The 22,149-nt window shown below is 69.4% G+C and carries 21 protein-coding genes; 9 read left to right on the plus strand and 12 right to left on the minus strand.

Annotated features, from left to right (window positions below; translation table 11 throughout):
* Positions 1 to 18: 18 nt before the first annotated feature.
* Positions 19 to 759 carry a class I SAM-dependent DNA methyltransferase gene (locus tag ACFYNP_RS12035; protein WP_388784935.1) on the plus strand — a complete coding sequence of 247 codons (741 nt, stop codon included), beginning with the start codon at positions 19 to 21 and terminating at the stop codon, positions 757 to 759.
* 45 nt (positions 760 to 804) lie between these two features.
* Here the strand turns inward: ACFYNP_RS12035 and ACFYNP_RS12040 are convergent, their stop codons facing one another.
* Positions 805 to 1,407 (minus strand): helix-turn-helix domain-containing protein, encoded by a 603-nt coding sequence (locus ACFYNP_RS12040; protein ID WP_388784936.1) that lies wholly within the window; start codon positions 1,405 to 1,407, stop codon positions 805 to 807.
* Complete coding sequence (locus ACFYNP_RS12045) at positions 1,328 to 2,152, minus strand: LuxR C-terminal-related transcriptional regulator (RefSeq protein ID WP_388784938.1); 825 nt, start codon at positions 2,150 to 2,152, stop codon at positions 1,328 to 1,330. Before ACFYNP_RS12045 ends, ACFYNP_RS12040 begins: the two co-directional genes overlap by 80 nt.
* A 123-nt stretch (positions 2,153 to 2,275) precedes the next feature.
* On the opposite strand from ACFYNP_RS12045, the gene ACFYNP_RS12050 reads away from it, so the two are divergent.
* Both ACFYNP_RS12050 and ACFYNP_RS12055 read left to right on the plus strand, forming a co-directional pair.
* Entirely contained in the window at positions 2,276 to 3,235 is a 960-nt protein-coding gene (locus tag ACFYNP_RS12050; RefSeq protein ID WP_388784940.1) for a DMT family transporter, read from the plus strand.
* Positions 3,236 to 3,347: 112 nt separating this feature from the next.
* A complete protein-coding gene (locus tag ACFYNP_RS12055) occupies positions 3,348 to 4,478 on the plus strand; it encodes an acetyl-CoA carboxylase biotin carboxylase subunit family protein (protein WP_388784942.1) in 1,131 nt (376 codons plus the stop codon).
* Between the two features lie 81 nt (positions 4,479 to 4,559).
* Here ACFYNP_RS12055 and ACFYNP_RS12060 read toward each other — a convergent pair whose 3' ends face one another.
* The 8 genes from ACFYNP_RS12060 to ACFYNP_RS12095 all read right to left on the minus strand — a co-directional run bounded on the left by ACFYNP_RS12060 (position 4,560) and on the right by ACFYNP_RS12095 (position 10,794).
* Positions 4,560 to 4,847 (minus strand): Dabb family protein, encoded by a 288-nt coding sequence (locus ACFYNP_RS12060; protein WP_388784944.1) that lies wholly within the window; start codon positions 4,845 to 4,847, stop codon positions 4,560 to 4,562.
* A 132-nt stretch (positions 4,848 to 4,979) separates the two neighbouring features.
* On the minus strand, positions 4,980 to 5,288 hold the full coding sequence (locus tag ACFYNP_RS12065; RefSeq protein WP_388784945.1) for a chorismate mutase: 309 nt from the start codon (positions 5,286 to 5,288) through the stop codon (positions 4,980 to 4,982).
* Positions 5,285 to 6,535 (minus strand): aminotransferase class I/II-fold pyridoxal phosphate-dependent enzyme, encoded by a 1,251-nt coding sequence (locus ACFYNP_RS12070; protein ID WP_388784947.1) that lies wholly within the window; start codon positions 6,533 to 6,535, stop codon positions 5,285 to 5,287. The genes ACFYNP_RS12065 and ACFYNP_RS12070 overlap by 4 nt, the downstream gene beginning before the upstream one ends.
* Positions 6,525 to 7,886, minus strand: a complete 1,362-nt coding sequence (locus ACFYNP_RS12075) for an MFS transporter (RefSeq protein WP_388784949.1) — start codon at positions 7,884 to 7,886, stop codon at positions 6,525 to 6,527. The genes ACFYNP_RS12070 and ACFYNP_RS12075 overlap by 11 nt, the downstream gene beginning before the upstream one ends.
* 40 nt (positions 7,887 to 7,926) lie before the next feature.
* Positions 7,927 to 8,676, minus strand: coding sequence for an SDR family NAD(P)-dependent oxidoreductase (locus ACFYNP_RS12080; protein ID WP_388784951.1), 750 nt, complete (start codon positions 8,674 to 8,676; stop codon positions 7,927 to 7,929).
* 44 nt (positions 8,677 to 8,720) lie between these two features.
* Entirely contained in the window at positions 8,721 to 9,482 is a 762-nt protein-coding gene (locus ACFYNP_RS12085) for an SDR family oxidoreductase (protein ID WP_388784953.1), read from the minus strand.
* The gene (locus ACFYNP_RS12090) at positions 9,482 to 10,183 is read right to left on the minus strand and encodes a cupin domain-containing protein (protein ID WP_388784954.1); all 702 of its coding nucleotides are present in this window, start codon (positions 10,181 to 10,183) and stop codon (positions 9,482 to 9,484) included. Before ACFYNP_RS12090 ends, ACFYNP_RS12085 begins: the two co-directional genes overlap by 1 nt.
* On the minus strand, positions 10,180 to 10,794 hold the full coding sequence (locus tag ACFYNP_RS12095; RefSeq protein ID WP_388784956.1) for a hypothetical protein: 615 nt from the start codon (positions 10,792 to 10,794) through the stop codon (positions 10,180 to 10,182). Before ACFYNP_RS12095 ends, ACFYNP_RS12090 begins: the two co-directional genes overlap by 4 nt.
* Positions 10,795 to 11,816: 1,022 nt before the next feature.
* Here ACFYNP_RS12095 and ACFYNP_RS12100 point away from each other — a divergent pair.
* Positions 11,817 to 12,476: an MSMEG_1061 family FMN-dependent PPOX-type flavoprotein gene (locus ACFYNP_RS12100; protein ID WP_388410032.1), complete on the plus strand. Its 660-nt coding sequence runs from the start codon at positions 11,817 to 11,819 to the stop codon at positions 12,474 to 12,476.
* Between the two features lie 82 nt (positions 12,477 to 12,558).
* On the opposite strand, the gene ACFYNP_RS12105 is transcribed toward ACFYNP_RS12100, so the two are convergent.
* Positions 12,559 to 12,996, minus strand: coding sequence for a hypothetical protein (locus ACFYNP_RS12105; RefSeq protein WP_388784957.1), 438 nt, complete (start codon positions 12,994 to 12,996; stop codon positions 12,559 to 12,561).
* Between the two features lie 399 nt (positions 12,997 to 13,395).
* On the opposite strand from ACFYNP_RS12105, the gene ACFYNP_RS12110 reads away from it, so the two are divergent.
* The 5 genes from ACFYNP_RS12110 (at position 13,396) to ACFYNP_RS12130 (ending at position 20,659) form a co-directional block, all read left to right on the plus strand.
* On the plus strand, positions 13,396 to 13,578 hold the full coding sequence (locus tag ACFYNP_RS12110) for a hypothetical protein (RefSeq protein ID WP_388784958.1): 183 nt from the start codon (positions 13,396 to 13,398) through the stop codon (positions 13,576 to 13,578).
* Positions 13,575 to 15,902 carry a SpoIIE family protein phosphatase gene (locus ACFYNP_RS12115; RefSeq protein ID WP_388784960.1) on the plus strand — a complete coding sequence of 776 codons (2,328 nt, stop codon included), beginning with the start codon at positions 13,575 to 13,577 and terminating at the stop codon, positions 15,900 to 15,902. Before ACFYNP_RS12110 ends, ACFYNP_RS12115 begins: the two co-directional genes overlap by 4 nt.
* A gap of 75 nt (positions 15,903 to 15,977) precedes the next feature.
* Positions 15,978 to 17,564 carry an FMN-binding glutamate synthase family protein gene (locus ACFYNP_RS12120; RefSeq protein ID WP_388784961.1) on the plus strand — a complete coding sequence of 529 codons (1,587 nt, stop codon included), beginning with the start codon at positions 15,978 to 15,980 and terminating at the stop codon, positions 17,562 to 17,564.
* Positions 17,565 to 17,706: 142 nt separating this feature from the next.
* On the plus strand, positions 17,707 to 19,434 hold the full coding sequence (locus ACFYNP_RS12125; protein ID WP_388784963.1) for a thiamine pyrophosphate-dependent enzyme: 1,728 nt from the start codon (positions 17,707 to 17,709) through the stop codon (positions 19,432 to 19,434).
* Between the two features lie 112 nt (positions 19,435 to 19,546).
* Positions 19,547 to 20,659, plus strand: coding sequence for an aminotransferase class V-fold PLP-dependent enzyme (locus tag ACFYNP_RS12130; protein ID WP_388784965.1), 1,113 nt, complete (start codon positions 19,547 to 19,549; stop codon positions 20,657 to 20,659).
* A gap of 507 nt (positions 20,660 to 21,166) precedes the next feature.
* Here ACFYNP_RS12130 and ACFYNP_RS12135 read toward each other — a convergent pair.
* Positions 21,167 to 21,592 (minus strand): hypothetical protein, encoded by a 426-nt coding sequence (locus tag ACFYNP_RS12135; protein ID WP_388784967.1) that lies wholly within the window; start codon positions 21,590 to 21,592, stop codon positions 21,167 to 21,169.
* Positions 21,593 to 22,149: the final 557 nt, after the last annotated feature.

Genomic DNA, 22,149 nt, shown 5'->3' on the forward strand with positions numbered 1-22,149 from the left:
CGGGCAGAGTGTCCGCTCATGACGAGCAGTGAGCTGTGGAGTCGTGAGGCAGCCGACCGCTATGACGCCAGCGTGACCGAGATGTCCTCGCCCGCCGTACTCGAACCGACCATCGCCTTCCTCGCCGGGCTCGCCGGAGGCGGCCGGGCTCTGGAGTTCGCCATCGGGACCGGACGCGTGGGCGTCCCGCTCAGGGAACGCGGTGTGCCGGTGGCGGGCATCGAACTGTCCGAGCACATGGCGGCGGTCCTGCGTCGCAAGACCGACGAGGACACCCTCCCGGTAGCCATCGGAGACATGGCCACCACGCTCGTCCCCGGCGAGTTCAGCCTGGTGTATCTCGTCTACAACACCATCTCGAACCTGCTCACGCAGGACGAGCAGGTCGAGTGCTTCCGCAACGCCGCACGTCATCTGGGGCCCGGTGGCCGATTCGTCATCGAGCTGGGCGTGCCGCCGCTTCGCTGCCTCCCTCCCGGGCAGGTCGCGGTGCCCTTCGACGTCTCCGAACGGCACCTGGGCTTCGACACCTTCGACCTGGTCGGACAGATTCTCGTCTCGCACCACTTCACTCGCGACGGCGACGACGGCTCGTACCGGCGCGACAGATCCCAGCACCGATACGCCTGGCCGGCGGAGCTCGACCTGATGGCACGCATCGCGGGTCTTGAACTGGAACGTCGCGTGGCGGACTGGGACGGGACGCCGTTCACGCAGGACTCCGGCAAGCACATCTCCGTATGGCGCAAGCCGCTCTGAGGCCGCGCGATCGGCCGCTCTCGCCGTACTGAACCCGAGCGAGAGTCAGTACAGGCTGGAGAAGAGCACGGCGACGAACCGCGCCGGCTCGTCGCTGTCGTTGCGGAAGCTGTGGGGGTATCCGGCAGACCACTGCGCGCAGTCGCCCGCCCGGAGTTCGTGGTCGCTGCCGTTGTACCGGGCGGTCACGGTGCCTTCGGTCATCACGATGAGGTCGGATCCCTCGTGCCGCAGTTCCTCCAGGAGGCCCGAGTGCGGCTCGAAGTCGGCGGTGAGGACCTGGTAGCCGAACTCCGGCAGGCGCAGAACGCGATAGCGAACGCCCGGCGCCCGGTCGAACGACTCCTGGTCCTCCGCGGGAAACACGGAGGGCGTCGAACGCCCCGGTGAGAAGCCCAGGAACGACCCCACGTCGTGCCCGAACACCTTGGCCAGGCGGCCGAGCCGCTCCAGGGCGATGTCGGTCTCCCCGCGTTCCAGCGCGGCGAGGAAGGACACCGAGAGACCGCACTCGGCCGCGACCTGACGCAAGGACATGTCCTTGTGGGTACGGAGACGGCGGAGCACCTCACCGGGGCGCGGGAAGCCGAGCTCGGGATCGCGGGGCGCCGGGTCGGGGGAGGCTTCCGACGGCGGAGGATTGCTCATGGATGCATCCTAGAGAGGCGTCGGAGGTTGACGCGCCGGAGTGGGCGGCAGCGTCCTGTGCGGGGCACAGCAGGCCACGGCCCGCGACGAGGACGCCGAGCTGGAAGCGGCTTAGGGCGCCGAACTCCTGGTAGATCCGGGCGATGTGACTGCGGCAGGTGCGCACACTCACCCCGATGCGCCGCGCGATCATCGCGTCGGTCTGCCCCTCCGCGAGGAGCAGGACGATGGTCCGGCGCACGCCGGGAAGCAACGCGTCGGCATGGTGTGCCCGGCTTCGGGCGTCGACGGGTGCCGCCGTCACCCAGGTGTGCTCGAACACCTCCGTCATGAAGTGCACGATGCCGGGCTGAGTGACGACCAGCGCGCCGTGCCCGTCGGCGCCGGGGATCAGCGCCGTCTCGCGGTCGACGATGACCATCGGGGAGAGGGGGCCGCTCGTCGTGCGGATCTCCGCGCCTCCGTCGGCAGCGCGGGCCATGTTCCTGCGGGCTGTCGCGTCGTGAGGAGCGGGGTGCTGGTGGACCGTGCGCACCGTGACGCCGCGTGCGTGGAGGGAGGCGAGCGGCTCGGCCATCAGGAGGTGACTGCTGTCGGGCCGTCGGCCGTCGCCGGAGTGCGCGAGGAGCAGCTCATGACGGCATCTGTTGGCGCAGTCCAACAGCCGTTCCCCGGCTGGGAGTTGGGGCGTGCCCTGACCTGTTGCCAGGAGGTGCGGCTGTGGTGGATCAAGGTCTGCGTCCACGGGTCTCCTCGGTCTGTCCGGGCCGGTGTGCAGCAAGCTGCAAACCGGCCGAGAACGCGTGCGGTGAACGATATCTCGCTCTAGCGTACGTTTTACAGCACGCACGCAGCGCCGGGAGATGCCATGCGCGTAAAAGAGACCGTGACGTCGGACGGCACCGGGGTGTCGTACCCGGACCGCTCCGCGGCTCCAGCCGAGGGGAGACTCCGGGGCGGCCGTGGGGGAGGCCGTGATGTGGTGGCCCGGCTGGCCCTGGTGGTGGTGTGGAGCTCCGGCTTCCTTTCGGGAAAGCTGGGCCTGCGCCACTCCTCCCCGTACACCTTCGCCGCGCTCCGGTTCGCGGTGGCGGGTGGGTTACTGCTGGCCATCGGCCTGATGACACGTCAAAAAGTGCCTGAAAGGCGGCAGTTGGGCCATCTCGCAGTGGCCGGCCTGCTCGTCCAGGGGGTGCAGTTCTCCAGCATCTACGTGGGCATGGAGCGCGGTGTGCCCTCCGGCTCGGCCGCCCTCGTCATCGCCCTGTACCCCCTGGTGGCCTCGCTCGTCGCGGTGCCGGTACTCCATGAACGGGTCAGCCGCGGCCAGTACTTCGGCCTGTCCCTCGGTCTCGGCGGGGTGGTGCTCGCCGTCTCGGAGGGCCTCACCCTCGGCGGCGGCCATCTCCTCGGCTTCGCGTTCCTCGTTCTCGGTCTGCTCGGCATCGCGCTCGGCACCGTCTACCAGCGGCGCTTCTGCGTGGGCATGGAGCCGGTCATGGGCAACGCCGTCCAGCTGGTGGCCGCGGCCCTGGCCGCGCTGGTGCCCGCGTTCCTCGTCGAAGGATTCGACGTCACCTTCACCGCCGGGTACTGGCCCGTCCTGCTGTGGGCGGCGCTCGTCAACTCCGTCGTCGGCGTGGGCCTGCTCTACCACCTGCTCCGGCGCCACGGCACGAGCCAGGTGAGCAGCCTCTTCTATCTGGTGCCGATGGTCACCGCCGGCCTGGCCGCGCTCCTGCTCGGACAGCACCTCGGCCCGCTCACCCTCGGCGGACTCGTACTGGCCACCGCCGGCACGCTGCTCGCCAGCCGGGTCCGCGACTGAGCCGCCGGCGTCCTTTCCCCGCCCACCCACCTGTCCCTGCTCCGAACGGGAGAGCAAACCCCAGAAGAACGTCGCCGTCATCAACTACGGACCGAAGCTCGACTACCCGAGCATGCTGCCCGAACTCGTCGACCGGCTCCATGTGTTCAGCCAGCATCCGCTGCGGAACACGAAGGCCTTCGCGCGGTACGAACACGTCGAGAACTGCGAGGCCGTCCCCTACGCGGAACTCATGATCCGGCGCCTGGCCCGCGAGAAGCCGTTCACCCGCATCGTCACGGACAACGAGTACGACTTGGAACGGGCCGCGCGCATGCGGGAAAGCATGGGGATTCCCGGACAGTCGGTGTCGAGCGCACTCTCCTTCCGCGACAGGATGGTGATGAAGCGGATCGCGAGCCGCACCGTGCCCACGGCCCGCTTCGCCCGACTGGATTCCTCCGTGGATCTCGTCGACTTCATCGGCGAGTTCGCCCACCCGGTCGTGGTGAAGCCCGTCAAGCAAGGTGGGTCGCGGGACATCTCGGTGCTGCGGGGTGAGGAGGACCTCCTCGCGTTCAGCAGGACCCCGTGGCGTGAGGACCTCATGGTGGAGGAGTTCGTCGAGGGGCAGATGTACCACGTCGACGCCGTGCTGGGCGAGGGCTACCGCTTCGTGGCGTCCTCCCGCTATCTGCGCAGCTGTCTCGGGGTGTTCTCCGGGCAGAACAACGGCTCGCTGCAACTGCGGCCGGAGGACGCCCTCGCCGGACGCCTGGAGGAGTTCTTCGACCGGACCCTCGCCGCCTTCGACGTCCCGCCGGCGGCGGCGTACCACCTGGAGGTGTTCCATACGCCGGATGACCGACTGGTGTTGTGCGAAATCGCCTCACGCGTCGGAGGCGACCGCATTCCGGTACTGACCCGGGCCACGTACGGCGTGGATCTGCACGCGACCTCGCTGCGGCTCTCCTGCGACCTGCCGGTGGAGCCGCCCCCGACCGGCCCGCCCGCCGAGGTGCACGGATCCGTCTCGCTCCTGCCCCAGGGACGGCCCGTGCGGCTGCCCGGCAGGCCGCCGTTCCCCTGGGTGAGCGAGTACGAGGTGAACGACCGGATCGCGCCGGACGCCGTGACCCTGCACAGCGCGTCCCATCTGTGCTTCGTGGTCGTGCGCGGCGCCGACACGGCGGAGGTCGAGCGGCGTCTCTTCGCGGTCGAGGAATGGCTGATGTCCCAGTTGGACGATCAACAGGCCGTGTAGGTAGGGAAGGTGACGCCGTGGATGCCGGCTCCAGGGAGGGGGTGCGGGTTCGGGGCGTGAATGGGGAGGCGTCCGTGTCTTCTAGACGTCGACCATGACCCAGTCGCTGATCTCTCGCCATTGGGTGATCGCGTCCTGATGGAAGGGGTGGGCGAGATACCTTTCGACCGCGTCCATGTCGTCGAGGAGCCCGTCCACCAGGAAGTCGTAGGCGATGGGGCGCGGCGAGAGGTTGCGCCCGCAGCGCCACTCCTTGAGTTCGGGCACCTCGTCGCCGACCCTGGCCGCGGTGCGTTCCGCTTCCAGGACGCGGGGATCGTTCCAGTCGAATCCCGGCTTGAACTTGAAGAGTACGACGTGGCGTATCACAGTGAATCTCCTGTAGACGCTGCTGTGGTGGGCGGTTCGCGGCGGTCGGTGAGTGACGCGGCCGGGTGCCGAGGGGGACAAGGGGGGCACCCGGCCCTGGCAGTTGACGGACCGGTGGTGCGGGCCGGGCCGTCAGTCGCCGGTTGGGAGGGCGGCATCCGCCGCGGGAACGGTGCCGCGGCAGAACTTCAGGACGTGCAGCGCGATCGGCGTACCCGTAGTGCCGAGCCCCTGCTGGTAATGGCTGAGGACTTCCGCCTCCCGGGCCAGGACCGTGCGCGGGCCCCCGGCGCTGATGCGGCTCCTCTGGATGCGTGCCGACACACGGGCCCGCTGCCCGAGCAACTCGATGATGCGTGCGTCGAGACCGTCGATCTCCCTGCGGTCCCCGTCGATGGTGTCGTCCATGGTGGGAATCCCCTCTTCCGTCTTCTCCGTCACGTGCTTGTGCTGTGTACTGGCGTGCGCGCACCCGGTCCGGACGGCGGCGCGGTGCGCGCCGCCGAGGCCGACGGCCATACGCGTCCGGCGCTGAAATCGACGAGTCGGCCGACCGCTTCCCTGAGCCTGTCCTCGGGGGCCAGGAGGCTCACCCGGACGTATCCCTCGCCGTGCTCCCCGAACCAACGGCCGGGAGCCACCGCCACGTTGGCCCGCTGGAGCAGTTCGCCGGCGAAGTCGACGGAGCTTCCCCCGCCGGGTATCGGCAACCAGGCGAAGATCGACCGGGGCACATCGACGTGCCACCCCGCGTCCCACAGCCCGGCGACGAAACCGTCCCTGCGGCGTCGATAGACGTCCGACAGCTCCCGTACGCAGTCCTGGGGGCCGGTCAACGCCGCGACGGCGGCCCGCTGGATGAACGGGGGGAGCGAGACGTAGTAGTGCTCCTGGATGAGGTTGATCGCGCCGATGACCTCGCGATGGCCCACGACGGCACCGATCCGCCAGCCCGCCATGTTGAAGATCTTGGACAGCGAGATGAACTCCACACCGACGTCCTTGGCGCCCGGCGCCCGCAGGAACGACACAGGTGTCTCGCCCCCCAGGGGCAGCGCCCCGTAGGCGAAGTCCGAGGCCACGATGACGTCGTGTGCCTCGGCGAACCGTACGGTGCGTTCGTAGAACTCCAACGGGGCGGTCACCGACGTCGGGTTGTTGGGGTAGTTCAGGAACATCAGCTTCGCCGAGTCGCTGACGGTCGGGTCCAGGGCGTCGTAGTCCGGAAGGAAACCGTTCTCCCGCAGGAGCGGGAGGGGATGCATGCGCGCCCCGGCCAGCAGCACACCTGCCCAGTAGTCCGGGAATGCCGGATCCGGCATGAGGCACACGTCACCGGGATTCAGGAAGCACTGGCTGATCTCCACCAGACCGGCCTTCGCACCGAACAGGATGGCGACCTCGGTCTCGGGGTCCAGGTCGACCTGGTGCTCCGCCGCGTACCACTCGGCGATGGCCACCTTCAGTTCGAGCATGCCGGAGAAGGCCGGGTAGCGGTGCGTCGCGGGGTCGAGCACCTCCTGGCGCAGGGCTTCGACGATGTGCGGCGGCGTGGGGAGGTCCGGGTTCCCCTGGCACAGATTGACGACGTCCTCGCCTGCTTCGACGAGCTCGGCGATCCTGCCCGCGGTCGTGGCGAACGAACTCCGGGGCAGGCCGAGGAGCCTGCGCGCGATGTCAGTCCTCATGTGCGGCTCCCTCCCTGTGCGCGACTGCCTCCGTACGTGCGGCTCCCTCGGGCGCGGGGACGGGAATCGCGGCGCCCTCGTCGCGCGTTGCCCGCCGGTGGGCCCCCGCGCCGAGCGCGAAGGCGACGAGTGTGATTCCGGCGCAGACCCAGCCGAGCGCGGTGAATCCATACGTGGTGAACAGGGGGCCCAACAGCGCGGCTCCCAGGGCGACCGCGAGGTTTGTCGCCAGGCTGTAGAAGGCGAGGACCGTGCCGCGGTACTGCTGCGAGGATTCGCTGAGGAGCGTGCTGAGCAGGGTGACGACCAGGCTCTGCAGAGACCCCCACAGGAAGAGGCAGATCACCAGCAGTGGCGTCCATGCCGCGACCAGCGGGATGGCCACCAGGACAGGGGCCAGGCCGCCGAGCAGGACGACGAGGACGCGCTCCTTGCCGAGCCGGTCGGCCCACCGGCCGGTGACGAAGCTCGTCGCGAACCCGAGGCCGTACAGCAGAATCATGGTTCCGGTCAGGGAACTTCCCTCGCCGAAGCGGTATTGCAGGGCGCTGCCGAGGAAGGTGTACATGCCGTAGAAGCCCAGCATGTTCAGGAACGTCGCGAGCACGTACAAGCCGACCTTCGGCGCCAGGAGCGCCCGGCCGGCGGACCGGATCCACCCCTCGCGCTCCGAAGCGACCGGGGGCGTGTCCTTGGCGGCCGGGGTGGCCGGCGGGGTGGCCGGTGGAGTGGTCCCGGCACCGGCAGGACGGGCCCCGGTCCGGGCGAGCAGGAGGACGAGCGCGACGAAGACGCCGAGGACCGAGAGCAGGCCGAAGGTCCAACGCCAGTTCGCCCATTGCCCGATGAAGGACCCCATGGGTACCCCGAGCACGAGGGAGATCGACCAGCTGGACACCAGGATGCCCATGGCTTTGGCGCGGTGCTGGTACAGGATGTGGTCGCCGACGAAGGCGTAGGCCGTGGGCACGAAGGCCCCGGTCGCCAATCCGGCCAGTGCCCTGCCCGTGAAGAAGATCCCCGGCCCGGTGGCGAGGGCGCACATCAGGGTGCCCAGGACGAATGCGGCCATCCCGATCGTCAGGCTGAGCCGCCGCGAGAACCGGTCGCCGAGCGGGGCGAAGAGCAGGGCGCCGACCGCGGTGCTGATGCCGTAGACGCTGACCGACAGCGCCATGACGGCCACCGTCGTGTCGAACGACGCGGACATGTCCACGAGCAGCGGAGAGACGACGAGTTCCTCCGAACCGACCGCGAAGATGCCGGCCATCAGTGCCAGAACCGTCAGCACGGGGAACCTGGCCGCACCCTCCTCGCCGCTCCATCGGTCCGGCACTCCAATGTCCGACACTCCGACCAACCTTTCTCTGGGGTGAATCCGAACGGGACGGCTAGATCGCCGTGTAGCCGCCGTCTACGGTGAGCGCTGCGCCGGTGATGAACGACGACTTGTCCGAGGCGAGGAACAGAATCGCGTTCGCCACGTCTTCGGGCGTTCCGAGTCGCCCGAGCGGATTCAGCTTCGCCTTCTCCTCCTTGACCGTTGCGTCATGGCCTATGGACGTGTCGGTCATGGGGGTGTCGATGATGCTGGGGCAGACGCAGTTGGCCCGGATGTTGTACTGCGCGTAGTCCACGGCGAGCGATTTCGTCAGCATCATCACGCCGCCCTTCGTGGCGTTGTACGCGGCGATGCCCGGCCAGGCGACAAGGCCGCTGACCGAGCAGACGTTCACGATGACGCCGTTCGTCGCCTCGATCATTTTCCGCAGGGCGTGCTTCGAGCACAGGAACATGCTCTTCAGGTTGGTGTCGACGAGCTTGTCCCACTCGTGTTCGGACATGTCGTGCAGCGGCGTCGAGATCTCGATTCCGGCGTTGTTCACCAGGACGTCGAGCCGGCCGAAGGTTTCGACCGCGGCGCCGATGAGGTTCTCGCAGTCCGCCTCGCTGGTGAGGTCCGTCCTGACGAAGACCGCTTCGCGCCCCTCGCTCTTCAGGTCGTCGACGACGGCAGCTCCGAGCCGGTCGTCGATGTCGGCGACGACGACCCGCGCCGCCTGGCGGGCGAACTCGATCGCGGTCCGCTTCCCGATACCGGAAGCGGCTCCGGTGACCACGACCACGGAATCCTGGAACATGTGCTCGTCTCCTCCTACAGGCATGTGACGTGTACCGTCACCGGCTATACGCACGTCAGTTGTCCACCGTCGACAGAGATTTGCTGTCCGGTGAGATAGGACGCCTCTTCTGACGCCAGGAACCCGATGAGCGCCGCGACTTCCTCGGAACTCCCCGGTCGGGCCATGGGGATGGCCAGCCTGAGGCGGTCCTCCGCCTCGGACCGCGGCACTCCGACGCTGCGGCTGAGATGCTCCACCGCTCGCTCGTAGCGCTGGGTCCGGATCGTGCCGGGGTGCACGCAGTTCACCGTCACGTTGTGCCGGGCATAGTGCACCGCCAGGTATTTCGCGGCGTTGGAGACAGCCGCATTGACGAGACCCGAAAGGAACATCCCGGAGGCAGGTTCCTTGCCGATGTTCCCGACGATGTTGATGATCCGCCCGAATCCATTGCGCACCATCACCGGGGCCACTGATTTGATCAGGTCCAGGTACGGGACGAGTTTGCGCTCCATCGCGGCGGTCGCGTCGCCCGCATCGATGCTGTCGAAGTGTCCCGGTGCCGGGCCGGGCGCGTTGTTGACGAGTACGTCGATCCTGCCGAACCGCCGCTCGACGTAAGTGACCAGCTCCTGGCGGAAGGCGCCCGACGTGATGTCACCCGGCAATGCGTGGACGTCCCGGCCGCCGACCCCTTCGGCGACTTCGTCAAGCGTGTCCTTGGAGCGCGCCGACAGGACCGTCACATGGCCTGTGGCGTGCAAGCGCAGTGCGGTCGCCCGTCCGATTCCCTGGCTGGCTCCCAGGACCAACGCGACGCGCATCAGGAGGTTTCCCGCTCTTCGCCCGGCTTGGGCACGCGGTGGTAACGCGGCGGAATGAAGATGTTGAGGGAACGCGCCAGGCCGGCATGGGGGTTCTCCGCACTGTGGCCCTCCTGGCCGGCGCAGAAGTAGGTGCCGCCGAACCGGAGCTCGTGGCTGGTCTCTTCGACGGTCATGTCGTAACGGCCGTCGAGGCATGTCCCGATCTGCTCGTGGGAGTGCTTGTGGTACGGCATCCGACCGCCGCCAGGAATATCGGCGACCATCAGCTCGATCCAGTCGGCCAGGAAGAACGTGACGTCCATCTTCACGAACTTGCGGGACTCGATGGGTTCCAGGAAAGACCCGTCCGGCGCGGGGTACTTTTCGCCCGGCTTGCTGCGCGTGATCTCCAGCAGAACGCTCTCCTCGGTCGCGGAGTTCACGGCCGAGAGGACGACGAGGGGCGGGACGACGTACACGTCCTGCTCTGGCCGCATCACCTTCGTCGACTCCCCGACCGTCACGGTGAGTTCACCGCGAACGAGCATGCCGACCCGTGCCCGCTCGGTGTCCTGGCCCGGCAGCACGGCACCCGCGGGGATGAAGGACAGCCGGACCTCGGTGCCGTCACGCCGGTAGGACTCGAAGCGGACGCCGTCGCCGTGGCGCACCACGTCCGGAGCCGGAAAGTACGGGCGCTCGTGTGTCTGCGTGGTCACTTGTTCACCTTTCGCGAGAAAACGGTCCACGTCATGGGGATGTGCGAAAACGTGTGGACGAACGTCAGGTTGTGCTCCGTCATCGCCTTCTCATTCGTAATGGCGATGTTGTACCGACCGTCGGCGACCTCGCGGGCGGCCTGACTCGTCGAGGTCGCGGTGGCAATGTGGACCGGCCGGCCGAAGTGATATTTCAGCAGGGGAACAGGTGCCGGATGGGAGACAATCGTTTCGCTGGAGAGCAACTCCTCCCGGTATTCGAAGTCGCGTCGCGTTGCCAGTCCGTATTCGGGAGTGTTTCCTCGGAATACGATCGCCGGCTCCAGTAGTGGATTCATATAGAAGGCATTGATCTTGGGATACGCGTGAGCCACCAGAGCGAGATCGACCTGCCCGTCCGTGAGGGCGTCCAGACACAACTCGTAAGTGTTCTCCAGGAAGATACGGAAGGCGCTGCGCTCGCCGAGGCTGTGCGCCACTGATTCAGCGATGTACTCGCTGCTCGTGCCTCTGGGGCCCAGCGTGACCAACTTGACCGATCTCATCGATTCGGCGGCCACGAGCGCGTCGAACACCTGCTTCTCGCTGTCGGGTATCCGCAGAATTTCCACGCATTACTCCGCTCCGATATCGCCTGGACGACTGCCTTGTCCGGACGGACTGAAAGGGTAAAAGGTGCGCGGGCGGTATTCGAGGGAAGCCGGTGAAGTCGACTGCCTGCGCCTCATGCACGGACCTGAACGTGAGATGAACATACATGGCTTGATCATCGCCTTCAACGCGTTCCCGGGCTTGGCCGAAAGTTCTGCTCCGTAGGCCTGTACCAATCCGGACCGCTCTTCGCCGGTGAGGTTACGCCCCTGTTTCCGGTCAATGACGATCGATATCTTCGGCCGATGGCGCCCAGCTTTTATCGACTGGCGCGATTCCTGAATTCGGGCAGCCGGCCGCGGCGGGCTCCGGATGCTCGCCGTGGCAGGGGAGTGCCGGAGCGAAGAAAGTGCGGGACGCGGTCCGGCCGGGCCGGGCCGCACGAGGCGTTGGCCGAAACGAAACCCGTTCGACGCCTGCGCGGGGCGTCGGATCGTCGACCGTGACGGCCGTTCCGCGCAGCGTGCCGCGGTGCCGCCCGCTGCGCGATCGGCAGCTCGCGCCCCGGCATTTTGAGCCGAGGGCCCACCGCGGGCCCGGCCGCCTGCGAGAGTTCCGGGCTCTCCCTCAATGCGTGGAAGACACCGTGGAGTCGGGTTGGGCACTCGAACCGGGATGTGCCGGCGCCTCCCGTGGATGCGAGTGAGCAGGCATCAGTTGGGCCTGCTCGTCCGGGGTGAGCGGCGCGAGCAGCTTGGCGTTGGCGGACGCTGCCGGGCTGCCGCAACGGGCGAGGACGGCCGTGCCCTTCGGGGCGACGGTGACGGCGTTCTTGCGCCGTCGGCGGGGTCCGGGGTGTGCAGGACGAGGCCCGCCTGCTGGAGGTGGTTGAGCATGCCGACCATGTCCTTGGGGTCGACCGCGAGCCGCCGGCCCGGGTCGGCCTGGGTCACGGGGCCGTACTCCCGGGGCGGCTCCCGCACTCGTCGGCCCAGGCCCGTCGCAGGTCGGTGCTCCGACGTGGCCCGTTAGGGTCGAAGGCATGACGACATCCCTTGCAGGCAGTGCCTTCGACTCGCTCCTTCTCGACGCCGTGCCCGACCAGGAGTCGCTGCGCCACGTCTACGAGCGACCCGGCGACGCGGCCGTGCGGAAGCAGATGACCGAACTCACCGAGCAGACAACCCGGTTGATCGGCTGCTCCTCGCTGGTCCTGGTCGCCAGCGCGGACGCCGAGGGCAACTGCGATGTGTCCCCGCGCGGCGGACCCGCCGGGTTCGTTGCCGTCTTGGACGCACGCACAGTGGCGATACCGGACGCGACCGGAAACAAGCGTCTGGACACCCTGAACAATGTCATCGCCACGGGCCGGGCCGGGCTCTTGTTCGTCATCCCGGGGCGCACCACGACGCTCAGGGTGAACGGCCGGGCCTGCGTCTCGACTCGGCCCGAGCTGCTGTCGCAGCTGACCGCCGTCGGCAAACCGCCTGCCAGCGCGCTGGTGGTGGGGATCGAGGAGGTCTACCCGCACTGCCCCAAGTCGCTGCTGCGCAGCGGGGCCTGGAAGCCCGAGCAGTGGCTTGCGGCGGATGCCCAGCCGGCGTCGGCCGAGGTGACGCTGGCCCAACTGCGGATGCCGGAGCTGACGATCACCGACGTCGAGCAGGCTGAGGCGGACTCGTTGAAGTACCGCTACGAGTAGGGAGGTTCTGCCCTCACCGCGGTCCTCGGCGCGGTTCGTCCCGCCGTCCGTTCCGGCGCGGGGACCGGTGTCGCCGGAGTGGTCAACAACCGGACCGGAGCGGTAGCAAGGTCATCTTCGAGCCCACCTCGGTTCCGGCGGCCCGCTGGTACACAGCGGAGCTGACCTCGTACCAGACCTGATCCCGCCCGGTGTCCCCGTTCACGTCGTCCAACTGGACGCACCAGCGCTCGGCTTGAGTGACGCGGACGTACGGCTCTGTACCGCGCTGAACCTTGTCGCAGTCCTGATAGGGCTCGGTGGTGTACCAGGTGCGGGTCTTCTTCTTGGCACCGGAACCGCTGGTGGAGGTGTGCTTGACCTGCTTGGTCCGGGCGGTGCACCGGGTCAGGAAGGTGGGGCGGCGGTCGATGACCGTTTGGCGGGGAACATGCCGGACATCATGGCGCGTGCCGGAAACGGTTTCGTCGTCGTCCTTCGTGCCGCAGGCCGATACCGAGACGATGGCCAGCATCAGCATCAGGGCGACGACCAGGGGTCTTCGGGCTGGAGCACAGGACGAGGAGAGTGAACAGGGTGGGGGCATGGAACGCGATGACGGGACGGGTCGGCGTCGGTCCGGGTGGTCCAGGGGACGGCTGGGTAGGTGCATGTGATGCTGCTCTCCTGTCTGTTGACGCCGGATCAACGTCGAGGACGGCCGTCACTCGGGCGCTTGCACGGGATGCAGCAATCTAGCCGAGGCATCCGACCGCCCCTGGTGCGGCCTGGGTTCGTGCCCCGTTTGTCGCGGCGTCCGGGAGGTACTAGGCAACGGGACGGCGCGGTCGCACCTGGTCGCGCGTCGGTTCAGCGTCCCGCATCTTCGCCTTGCCGCACCTCACCGCGCCTTTTCCGGCGGCTGGCCGGGCGGGAGCGGGTGCTGCGCCTTGCGGCCGTGTCGGATGCGGTGGCCCGGGTGTTCTCGCCGACCGTGCTGGACCCTGTCTTCGCCGTGTACGCCGACGTGGGCCGGGCCCTGGCCGCCGGCCGGGACCGGCGTGACATCGTAATGGCCGACACGGGCGGTCCGTGGCAGTCGATGGAGAGGCAGATCATATGAGGCGCGTATCGGGGCGACCTGGCCCCCAGCATGCCGGGACGGCAGGTGCGCGCATCGCTGACGCCACGGACGCCGACCATGACCTTCGGGCGCTGTTCGGAGAGTCCTCTGCCGTCTTCGCCTCCCTCGCCGGGCCCGCGCACATGCTGGAGACGGCGAACGCGGCCTTCTTCGCGACGATCGGTGGCCCTGAGCGCACCCGCACCGGCGTACCGCTGGGGCAGCTGGTGCCCGAGCTGGTGGAGCAGGGATTCATCGAGCTCCTGGACCGGGTGTACCGCACGGGCAAGGCCCACACCGGCCGTGAGGCCCGGGTGCTTCTGGGCGGGGGAGCGAGTGCGCGGGAGGCGTTCTTCGACTTCACCTACGAGCCCCGGACGGACGCGGGCGGCAACGTCATGGGGGTGCGGCTGATCGGCGTGGAGACCACCCAGGTCAAGCACGCCCAGCGGCTGACCGCGGAGCACCGGGTGCTGCTCGAACAGATCGCCCGGCAGGCGCCCCTGCCCGAGGTCCTCGACGGCATGGCCCGCGCCATCGAGGAGCTCGCGCCCGAAGAGGTGCTGGTCTCGGTGCTGCTTGCCGACGCCGACGGACGACACCTGCGCCACGGTGCGGCCCCCAGCCTGCCCGCCTTCTACAACCAGGCCATCGACGGCATCGCCACCGGTGAGGGCGTCGGTTCGTGCGGCACGGCCGCGTACCGACGCCAGCCGGTGATCGTCACCGACATCACCGCCGACCCGTTCTGGGACGACTTCCGCGACCTGGCCGAGAAGGCCGGCGTGGCCGCCTGCTGGTCCACCCCGATCCTGGCCCGCGACGGATCCCTCCTCGGCACCTTCGCGATGTACCACCGCACCCCGCGCACCCCGCAGGAAGCCGACCTCGCGCTGGCCCGGGTCTTCGCCGACACGGCCGCCCTCGGCATCGAACGGCACCAGGCCGAACAAGCGCGGACCGCGGCCGAAGCACGCGAGAAGGCCGCCCGCGACGACCTCGCCTTCCTCCTGAACGCCAGCACCTCCCTGAGTACCAGCCTGGACGCGGCCGAGGCCCTGAAGCGGCTGGCGGAAGCCTGCGCCCCCGCGCTCTCTCCCCTGTGCGCGGTCGACATCGTCGAGGGCGGGCGCGTCGTCCGCGTCGCCGCCGCCGCTCCCACCGAGACCCAGCGGGATCTGCTGGCCGCGCACATTCCGGTCTACGAGGCCGCCGATGACGCGGTCGCCCGCGTCCTGGCCTCCGGTACCAGCGAGGTCGCCCGCCGCACACCCACCGGACCCGGCCCCTGGCACGATCTCGGCGTCACCGGTTACCTGTGCGTTCCCCTCGTCGACCGCGACACCGCGTTCGCCACCCTTACGCTGCTGTCCACCGGCGACCACAGCTTCGACGGGCACACCGTCGCCCTGGCCGAGGAGCTGGCCCGCCGCGCGGCGGCGGCGGCCCACAACGCCCGCCAGTTCACCCAGCGGGCCGCCCTCGCCCGCGACCTCCAGGCCGGTCTGCTCCTTCCCGGTCTGCCCGACGTGCCCGGAGCCGACGTCGCGACGTACTACCACCCCGCGGGCGAGGGGCTCGAAGTCGGCGGCGACTTCTACGACGTCTTCCCCCTCGACGACGGTCGGTGGGCGTTCCTGCTCGGGGACGTGTGCGGCCGTGGCGCCGTGGCCGCGACCACCACCGCCCTGGTCCGGCACACCGCACGAGCGGTCGCCCCTCTCCTCCCCGGTCCCGTCGACGTCGTCCAGGCCGTCAACCGCGCCTTGATCAACCGGCCCGGGAGCCACGGCACCGGCTTCGTCACCCTGGTCTACGGTCAGCTCACGCCCACCTCCACCGGCCTCGACATCGAGCTGGTACGGGCCGGCCACACGCTGCCGCTGCGCCTGGACAGCCGGCACGCCGTGCACCCGGTCGACGCGCCCGGACTCCTGCTCGGCGTCGTTGCCGACCCTCAGCTCACCCCGCACCACCTGTGCCTGCGTCCCCACGAGAGCCTGGTGCTCTACACCGATGGGATCACCGAAGCCCGCCGCGCAGACGAACTGTTCGGCGACCAGCGTCTGAGGGACGCGGTCGCCGACGCCCCGGGCCACCCCGCGGCACAGCACGTCATCGACACGGTCACCCGGGCCGTACACGCCTTCACCGGCGGCCACGACATCGACGACGATCAGGCCATCCTCGTCCTGACCGCCACCGCCACCGCCACTGCCACTGCCACTGCCAGCGCGACCGCGACCGCCAGCGCGACCGCCACCTTCGCCGCAACAGCCACCGCGACGGCCCGTACGCAGGACGCGGAACCTCCACGGGGGTAGCACGGGAGCCCACGGCGTCCCCGTGCCGCATCGCCGCCATACATGAATGCCGTGATCCCGGATATCCGGTCATCCATGGTGCGATTCGGGTCCGTGGCCCTCCTCATTGCGTGTGCCGCAGCAGCGGTGACCTCGGCGTTCGTAGTCTCTCCGTGGTGGTGGTTCGAGGGTGCTCCGCTGCTGGCCATCGCCCTGCTCGGCTGCTACGACCTGGTCCAGCGGCGCCACTCCGTCCTGCGCAACTATCCGGTCCTCGGACACGCCCGTTTCCTCCTGGAAGCGATCCGGCCCGAACTCCAGCAGTACTTCGTGGAGCGCAATTACGACGGCCGCCCCTACGACCGCGACACGCGCAGCATCGTCTACGAGCGGGCCAAGGGCGTCGACGCCGAGGAGCCCTTCGGCAGCGAGCGCGACATGTACAGCCGCGGCTACGAATTCCTGGTGCCCTCGATGCGCCCGGTCGACATGCCCGAGCAGGCTCCCCGCGTGCGGGTCGGCGGCCCCGACTGCACCCGCCCGTACGACATGGCGCTGCTCAACGTCTCCGCGATGAGCTTCGGCTCGCTCTCCGGCAACGCCGTCCTCGCCCTCAACACGGGCGCCGCACGGGGAGGCTTCGCCCACGACACCGGCGAGGGCGGCCTGTCCGAGTACCACTTGCGTCCGGGCGGCGACATCATCTGGGAGATAGGCACCGGCTACTTCGGCTGCCGTACGAAGGACGGCGACTTCGACCCGGACACGTTCCGCGAGAAGGCCGCCCACCCGGCCGTGAAGTGCGTCTCCCTCAAGCTCTCCCAGGGTGCGAAACCCGGCATCGGCGGGGTGCTGCCCGGCGACAAGGTCAACAGCGAGATCGCCCGGGTCCGCGGTGTTCCGGAAGGGAAGACGGTCGTCTCACCGCCGTACCACCGGGTGTTCTCCACGCCGCGCGAGATGGTGCGCTTCCTGGCCCGGATGCGCGAGCTCGCCGACGGAAAGCCGGTCGGCTTCAAACTCTGCCCCGGCTCCCGCGTGCAGTTCCTCGCCGTGTGCAAGGCGATGATCGCCGAGGACATCACCCCCGACTTCATCGTCGTCGACGGCGCGGAAGGCGGTACCGGCGCGGCCCCTCTGGAGTTCGCCGACCACCTGGGCATGCCGCTCACCGAGGGGCTGATCACCGTCCACAACGCCCTGGTCGGCGCCGGGCTGCGCGACCGCATCCGGATCGGCGCGAGCGGCAAGGTGGCCACCGGCTCCGACATGGTCAAATGCCTCGCCCTGGGCGCCGACTGGACCAACGCGGCCCGCGCCATGATGTTCGCCGTCGGCTGCATCCAGGCCCAGCGCTGCCACACCAACCGCTGCCCCACCGGCGTCACCACCCAGGACCCGCGCCGGGCCCGCGCCCTCGATGTCGCGGACAAGTCCGAACGGGTCCGGCGCTTCCAGGAGGCGACCGTCTCCAGCGCCTTGAAGATCATGGCCGCCATGGGCGTCTCCGACCCCGGTGATCTCGGCCCCCATCTGCTGCGCCGCCGCGCCACCGACAGCGACGACTTCCGCTCCTACGCGGAGCTCTACGAATGGCTGAAGCCCGGCGAGCTGACCCTCGACCCGCCCGCGGGATGGGCCGCCGACTGGAAGGCCGCCGACCCCGACAGCTTCACCGGCTGACCACACGGCCGTCCGTCCCCTTGGCCCCCTTCCGTTTGAACGAACCGTGGTGGGCGCACCGGATATGTGGACACGACATCCGGTCCAGCCCATCCCCGCTGGTCACGTCCCGCGGGCCGGCCCCACAGAAAGGACACCCTCCATGTCCCGCACCGTCGCCCGTCTCTTCGTCGATGCCCTCGAAGAACTCGGAGTGCGGCAGGTCTTCGGAGTCGTGGGTGACGCGCTCAACCCGCTCACCGACGCCATCAGGACCTCCGAGTCCCTGTCCTGGGTCGGCTGTCGCCACGAGGAGGCCGCAGCGTTCGCGGCCGGAGCCCAGTCGCAGCTGACCGACACCCTCGGCGTCTGCATGGGCACCGTCGGACCCGGCTCCGTACACCTGCTCAACGGCCTGTACGACGCGGCCAAGAGCGGCACGCCCGTCCTCGCCATCGCCGGGCAGGTCCCGCGCTCCGAGGTCGGCACCGACTACTTCCAGGAGGTCGACAACGACCTCCTGTTCAAGGACGTCGCCGTCTTCCGGGCCACCGTCACCTCGCCCGAACAGCTCCCGGCCCTCCTCGAAGTCGCCGTGCGCACCGCCCTCGGGCGCCGGGGCGTCGCCGTCCTGACCATCCCCGGCGACATCGGCGACCAGGAGCTGCCCAGCGACCGGCCGCTGCGGCTCTCCGTCGCCCGTTCCGAGAACCGGCCCGACGACCCCGCCCTCGACGAGGCCGCCCGTCTCATCGACGAAGGCGGAAACGTCACCCTGCTCGTCGGACGCGGATCCCGCACCTCGCGCGACGACGTCCTCGCCCTCGCCGACCGGCTCGCCGCGCCCATGGTCCTCACCCTCAAGGCCAAGGAAGGCTTCGAGGGTGACAACCCGTTCCAGGTCGGCCAGACCGGACTGATCGGCAATCCGGCCGCCGCCCATGCCATGGACCACGCGGACACCCTGGTCCTGCTCGGCACCGACTTCCCGTACCGGGAGTGGTACCCCGAGGGCAAGAAGGTCGTTCAGGTCGACCGGGTCGCCGAACACATCGGGCGGCGCGTGCCCGTCGACGTGGCGCTCGCCGCCGACGTCGGCCCCACGGTGCGCGGACTCCTGGAGCGGGTCGCAGCCCGCGAGGACCGCAAGCACCTCGACGCCGCACGCGAGAAGTTCACGCACTGGCAGGACGGGCAGCGCCGGCTCGCCGCGCCCGGCCACGACAAGGGCCTGATCGGAAAGGTCCGCTCCGCCTTCGACAACCGCGACCACCTCGTACGCCCCGAGGCGCTCGCCGCCGCGGTGGACGCCGCGGCCGACGACGACGCCGTGTTCACCTCCGACACCGGCATGGCCACCGTCTGGCTCTCCCGCTTCGTCGAGATGCGCGGCAGCCGCCGATTGATCGGCTCTTACAACCTCGGGTCCATGGCCAACGCGATGCCGCAGGCCATCGGCGCACAGTTCCTGGACCGCGACCGCCAGACCATCGCGTTCTGCGGGGACGGCGGCCTGTCGATGCTGCTCGGCGACCTGATGACGATCCGCACCGAACGACTGCCCATCAAGCTCGTCGTCTTCGACAACCGGCGCCTGGGCATGGTGAAGCTCGAACAGGAGCAGGCGGGCCTCCCCGAGTTCGGCACCGTCCTGGACAACCCGGACTTCGCCGCGGTCGCCCAGGCGCTCGGCATCAAGGGAATCCGTGTGGAGCGCGCCGAGGACCTGGCCGAGGCGATCGAGCGTGCCTTCGCCGAACCCGGACCGGTCCTCCTCGACGTGCTCACCAACCCCGACGAGATCGCCGTGCCCGCCAAGCCCACCGTCCAGCAGGGCTGGGGCTTCGCCATCGCCAAGGTGCGCGAGAACCTGCGCAGCACGGGCAGCTGAGGTCTGCGGATACCCACGGGCCCGGGCCGATCGGTCCGGGCCCGCCCCTGGTCCTGATCAACTCGGCACCCGCATGGCCGACTTGATCACGTCGACAGGCAGGATGTCGTCCATGGGACTTCACTCCACCTATGGACTCACTCGGATCATCAACGCGCGGGGTCCGTACACCCCCTTGGGCGTCTCGCGCAGTGAGGACGGCGTGGCCACCGCGGTCGCGGCGGCCCTGGCGGAGTTCTTCGTCATGGAGGAACTCCAGGACGTGGCCGATCAGGCCCTCGCCCGGTTCGCCGGTGCGGAGGCGGGGACAGTGGTGCACTGCACGGCGTCGGCGATCACCCTCGCCGTCGCGGCCACGATGACGGGGGAGGCCGCGGAGCGTGTCGCGGCGTTGCCGGACACCACCGGCATGCCCCGCGCCGTCGTCCTTCCCGCGGGCCACGCGGTCCATTACGGCCACCCCATCACGCAGGCCGTCCGACTGGCGGGCGCGGTTCCGGTCACCGTCGGCACCGACGAGAAGTACGCGCTGGAGGACCTGGAAGCCGGCCTCGCGCGCCCTGATGTCGCGTGCCTGCTCCTGGTGTCCTCGCGTCTCGTACGCGGAGCCGGTGCGGAGCTGTCCGAAGCGGTCGCGGTCGCCCATCGCCGCGGGGTGCCCGTCGTCGTCGACGGTGCCGCGCAGGACTTCCGGGTCGATGAACTGCTGGGTACGGGAGCCGACTTGGTGACCGTCAGCGGGCAGAAGTACCTCGGGTCGCCGACCGCCGGACTCGTGGTGGGCCGTGCAGACCTGGTGGCGGCGGTCCGGGCGCAGGAACGGGGTATCGGCCGTGCGATGAAGGCGAGCAAGGAGGCCGTGATCGGCGTCCTCGCCGCGCTTGAGGCGCGAGCGGAACTCGACATGGCGCAGTGGCAGCGGCAACAGGCGGACAAGGTGGCGGACTTCGTCACACGAGCCGGCGCCTTGCGGGGAATCACCGCGACGCCCGTCCCCGATCCGACCGGGCTGCCCTTCGAGCGCGCCCGCCTCGAAGTGGACCCCGTCGTATCGGGAATGGACGCCGCGGCCCTGGAGAGCGCGCTGTATTCGGGCTCGCCGTCGATCCGGGTCATGCCCGGCGGTCGGCAGGGAGCACAGGAGCTGCTGCTGGAACTCGTGCCCCTGACACCGGCAGAGATCGACACCGTCCTGGCCCGGCTCGGCGAGCTCTTGCCCGGCTGACGGCACTGGTCCGTGGGGGGAGATGCCGTCGTCCCCTACCGGTCGTCGGATCGTGGCCCTGCCATCAACGCGCCCGGCCGTGAGCGAGTTCTGCGGGTGGGAGGCGGAGCTCATCAGCCGTGAGGCGGTGGAAGGGCCGGTCTCGGCGGGATCACGAGCAGGTGCCAGCAGCCGATGGTGTAGGAACGCGGCAGTAGCTCTTGTGCGTCCAGTTCGGTGGACCAGCCCACCCGTGTCACTCGGCCGCCGAGGCCGGGGAGCAGAACCTTGTCGGGGACGGCGGGCCGGAGGGCCCCGTCTGCGGCCGGGTGCGGCCACCCGGTTTCCTCGGCCTGCTCCGCGCACAACAGCCCACCCGGAGAACCACCCGGAGAAGAGGAAAGGAGAGCGCCGCGGCCGCCGAATGATCGGCTCGGTCACCGGTCCGCGAGGAGGCGCGGCGGCCGGACGCCCTCTGCTGCGGCTCTCTGCTCCGCAGCAGCTCAAGGGGGTGGGAGGTCCGGTCGCTCAGCTGCCCAGCAGACGCTCCGTGGTCTCGCGGTACTGCTGAAGAGCCACCCGCAGTTCCTCGGTCCCGACCCGGGTGTCCTGGCTCTGCCAGTTCGCGCGAAGAGTGTTCTGCCGGTCCGCGAGGGCGTTCGTCAGCTGAGTGACCACTTCGGTGAGGGCGCTGTCGGCTTCTTCGACGGCTTGACGCGGACTGTCGAGGAAGCTGGTGACGGCCTGCTGGAGGCGGCCGGCCAGTTGTTCCCTCTCGTCCGCCGGCAGGAGGCGGTGTGCCGACACCTGGGTGCGGGCGGGGTTGGCCGAACCCGTGGATCCTTCGCGTGGCGCCTGGACCGGCTCGGCTCCCGCTGTCCGCGCCGCACGCCGTTTGCCGAGATCCGGCGTCTCGGCCTTGGGCTGACGTGCGCGTTCTGAGTCGTACAGCATGACGTGCCACTTCCCTTTGCGTTGGTGTCGGCCGTCGAGGACGGGATGCGCTGTGCCCGTGGCCGCGATCCGGTTCGTACGGCTCGGCCGATGTGGCGGTGTGTGAGTGCTCCTCACGATGGCGCACAGCGGTATGACGTGGACGTACCTCTCGGCTCGGTACCTCTGAAGGCGCACTGCCGCACCGTTGCCGTGAACTCTGCGCGGGACCTGCCTGCGTCACAGGGCCGCAAGCCCTGTTCTCCGCGGGGTCCAGGCGAAACAGAACGGGAGGCGCGCCACCCGGAGGAACCGGACGGCGTGGCCCAACGCCGTACACGCCAGTCAACTCCCCGTGTTCCGGCCTGTCAACGCGCCCGCGTCCCGGCCGGGTTCAGGGGCCGCCGCATCGCACGCCAGTGCCGCGCACGCGCCCTGACCAGACGCCGGGGACCGTTGCCGGCTCCCCGGTGCACGTCGCCCGGCCTCCATCGCCCCGTGCCTCCAACGTCCATACAGGACTACGCTGTTGAGCAGGACCCCAGCCCCCGGTTGCAGTGATCCGTTCCGCGCCCGGA

This window comes from Streptomyces sp. NPDC006691 (assembly GCF_042869955.1).
Lineage (GTDB): Bacteria > Actinomycetota > Actinomycetes > Streptomycetales > Streptomycetaceae > Streptomyces.

Coding starts and splice junctions, on each gene's coding strand:
- ACFYNP_RS12135 (WP_388784967.1), bottom strand. CDS start 21,592: ATGCTGTACGACTCAGAACGCGCACGTCAGCCCAAGGCCGAGACGCCG.
- ACFYNP_RS12105 (WP_388784957.1), bottom strand. CDS start 12,996: ATGCTGATGCTGGCCATCGTCTCGGTATCGGCCTGCGGCACGAAGGAC.
- ACFYNP_RS12085 (WP_388784953.1), bottom strand. CDS start 9,482: ATGCGCGTCGCGTTGGTCCTGGGAGCCAGCCAGGGAATCGGACGGGCG.
- ACFYNP_RS12115 (WP_388784960.1), top strand. CDS start 13,575: ATGAGGCGCGTATCGGGGCGACCTGGCCCCCAGCATGCCGGGACGGCA.
- ACFYNP_RS12070 (WP_388784947.1), bottom strand. CDS start 6,535: ATGAGGACTGACATCGCGCGCAGGCTCCTCGGCCTGCCCCGGAGTTCG.
- ACFYNP_RS12055 (WP_388784942.1), top strand. CDS start 3,348: ATGCTGCCCGAACTCGTCGACCGGCTCCATGTGTTCAGCCAGCATCCG.
- ACFYNP_RS12040 (WP_388784936.1), bottom strand. CDS start 1,407: ATGAGCAATCCTCCGCCGTCGGAAGCCTCCCCCGACCCGGCGCCCCGC.
- ACFYNP_RS12080 (WP_388784951.1), bottom strand. CDS start 8,676: ATGTTCCAGGATTCCGTGGTCGTGGTCACCGGAGCCGCTTCCGGTATC.
- ACFYNP_RS12050 (WP_388784940.1), top strand. CDS start 2,276: ATGCGCGTAAAAGAGACCGTGACGTCGGACGGCACCGGGGTGTCGTAC.
- ACFYNP_RS12125 (WP_388784963.1), top strand. CDS start 17,707: ATGTCCCGCACCGTCGCCCGTCTCTTCGTCGATGCCCTCGAAGAACTC.
- ACFYNP_RS12035 (WP_388784935.1), top strand. CDS start 19: ATGACGAGCAGTGAGCTGTGGAGTCGTGAGGCAGCCGACCGCTATGAC.
- ACFYNP_RS12120 (WP_388784961.1), top strand. CDS start 15,978: ATGGTGCGATTCGGGTCCGTGGCCCTCCTCATTGCGTGTGCCGCAGCA.
- ACFYNP_RS12130 (WP_388784965.1), top strand. CDS start 19,547: ATGGGACTTCACTCCACCTATGGACTCACTCGGATCATCAACGCGCGG.
- ACFYNP_RS12100 (WP_388410032.1), top strand. CDS start 11,817: ATGACGACATCCCTTGCAGGCAGTGCCTTCGACTCGCTCCTTCTCGAC.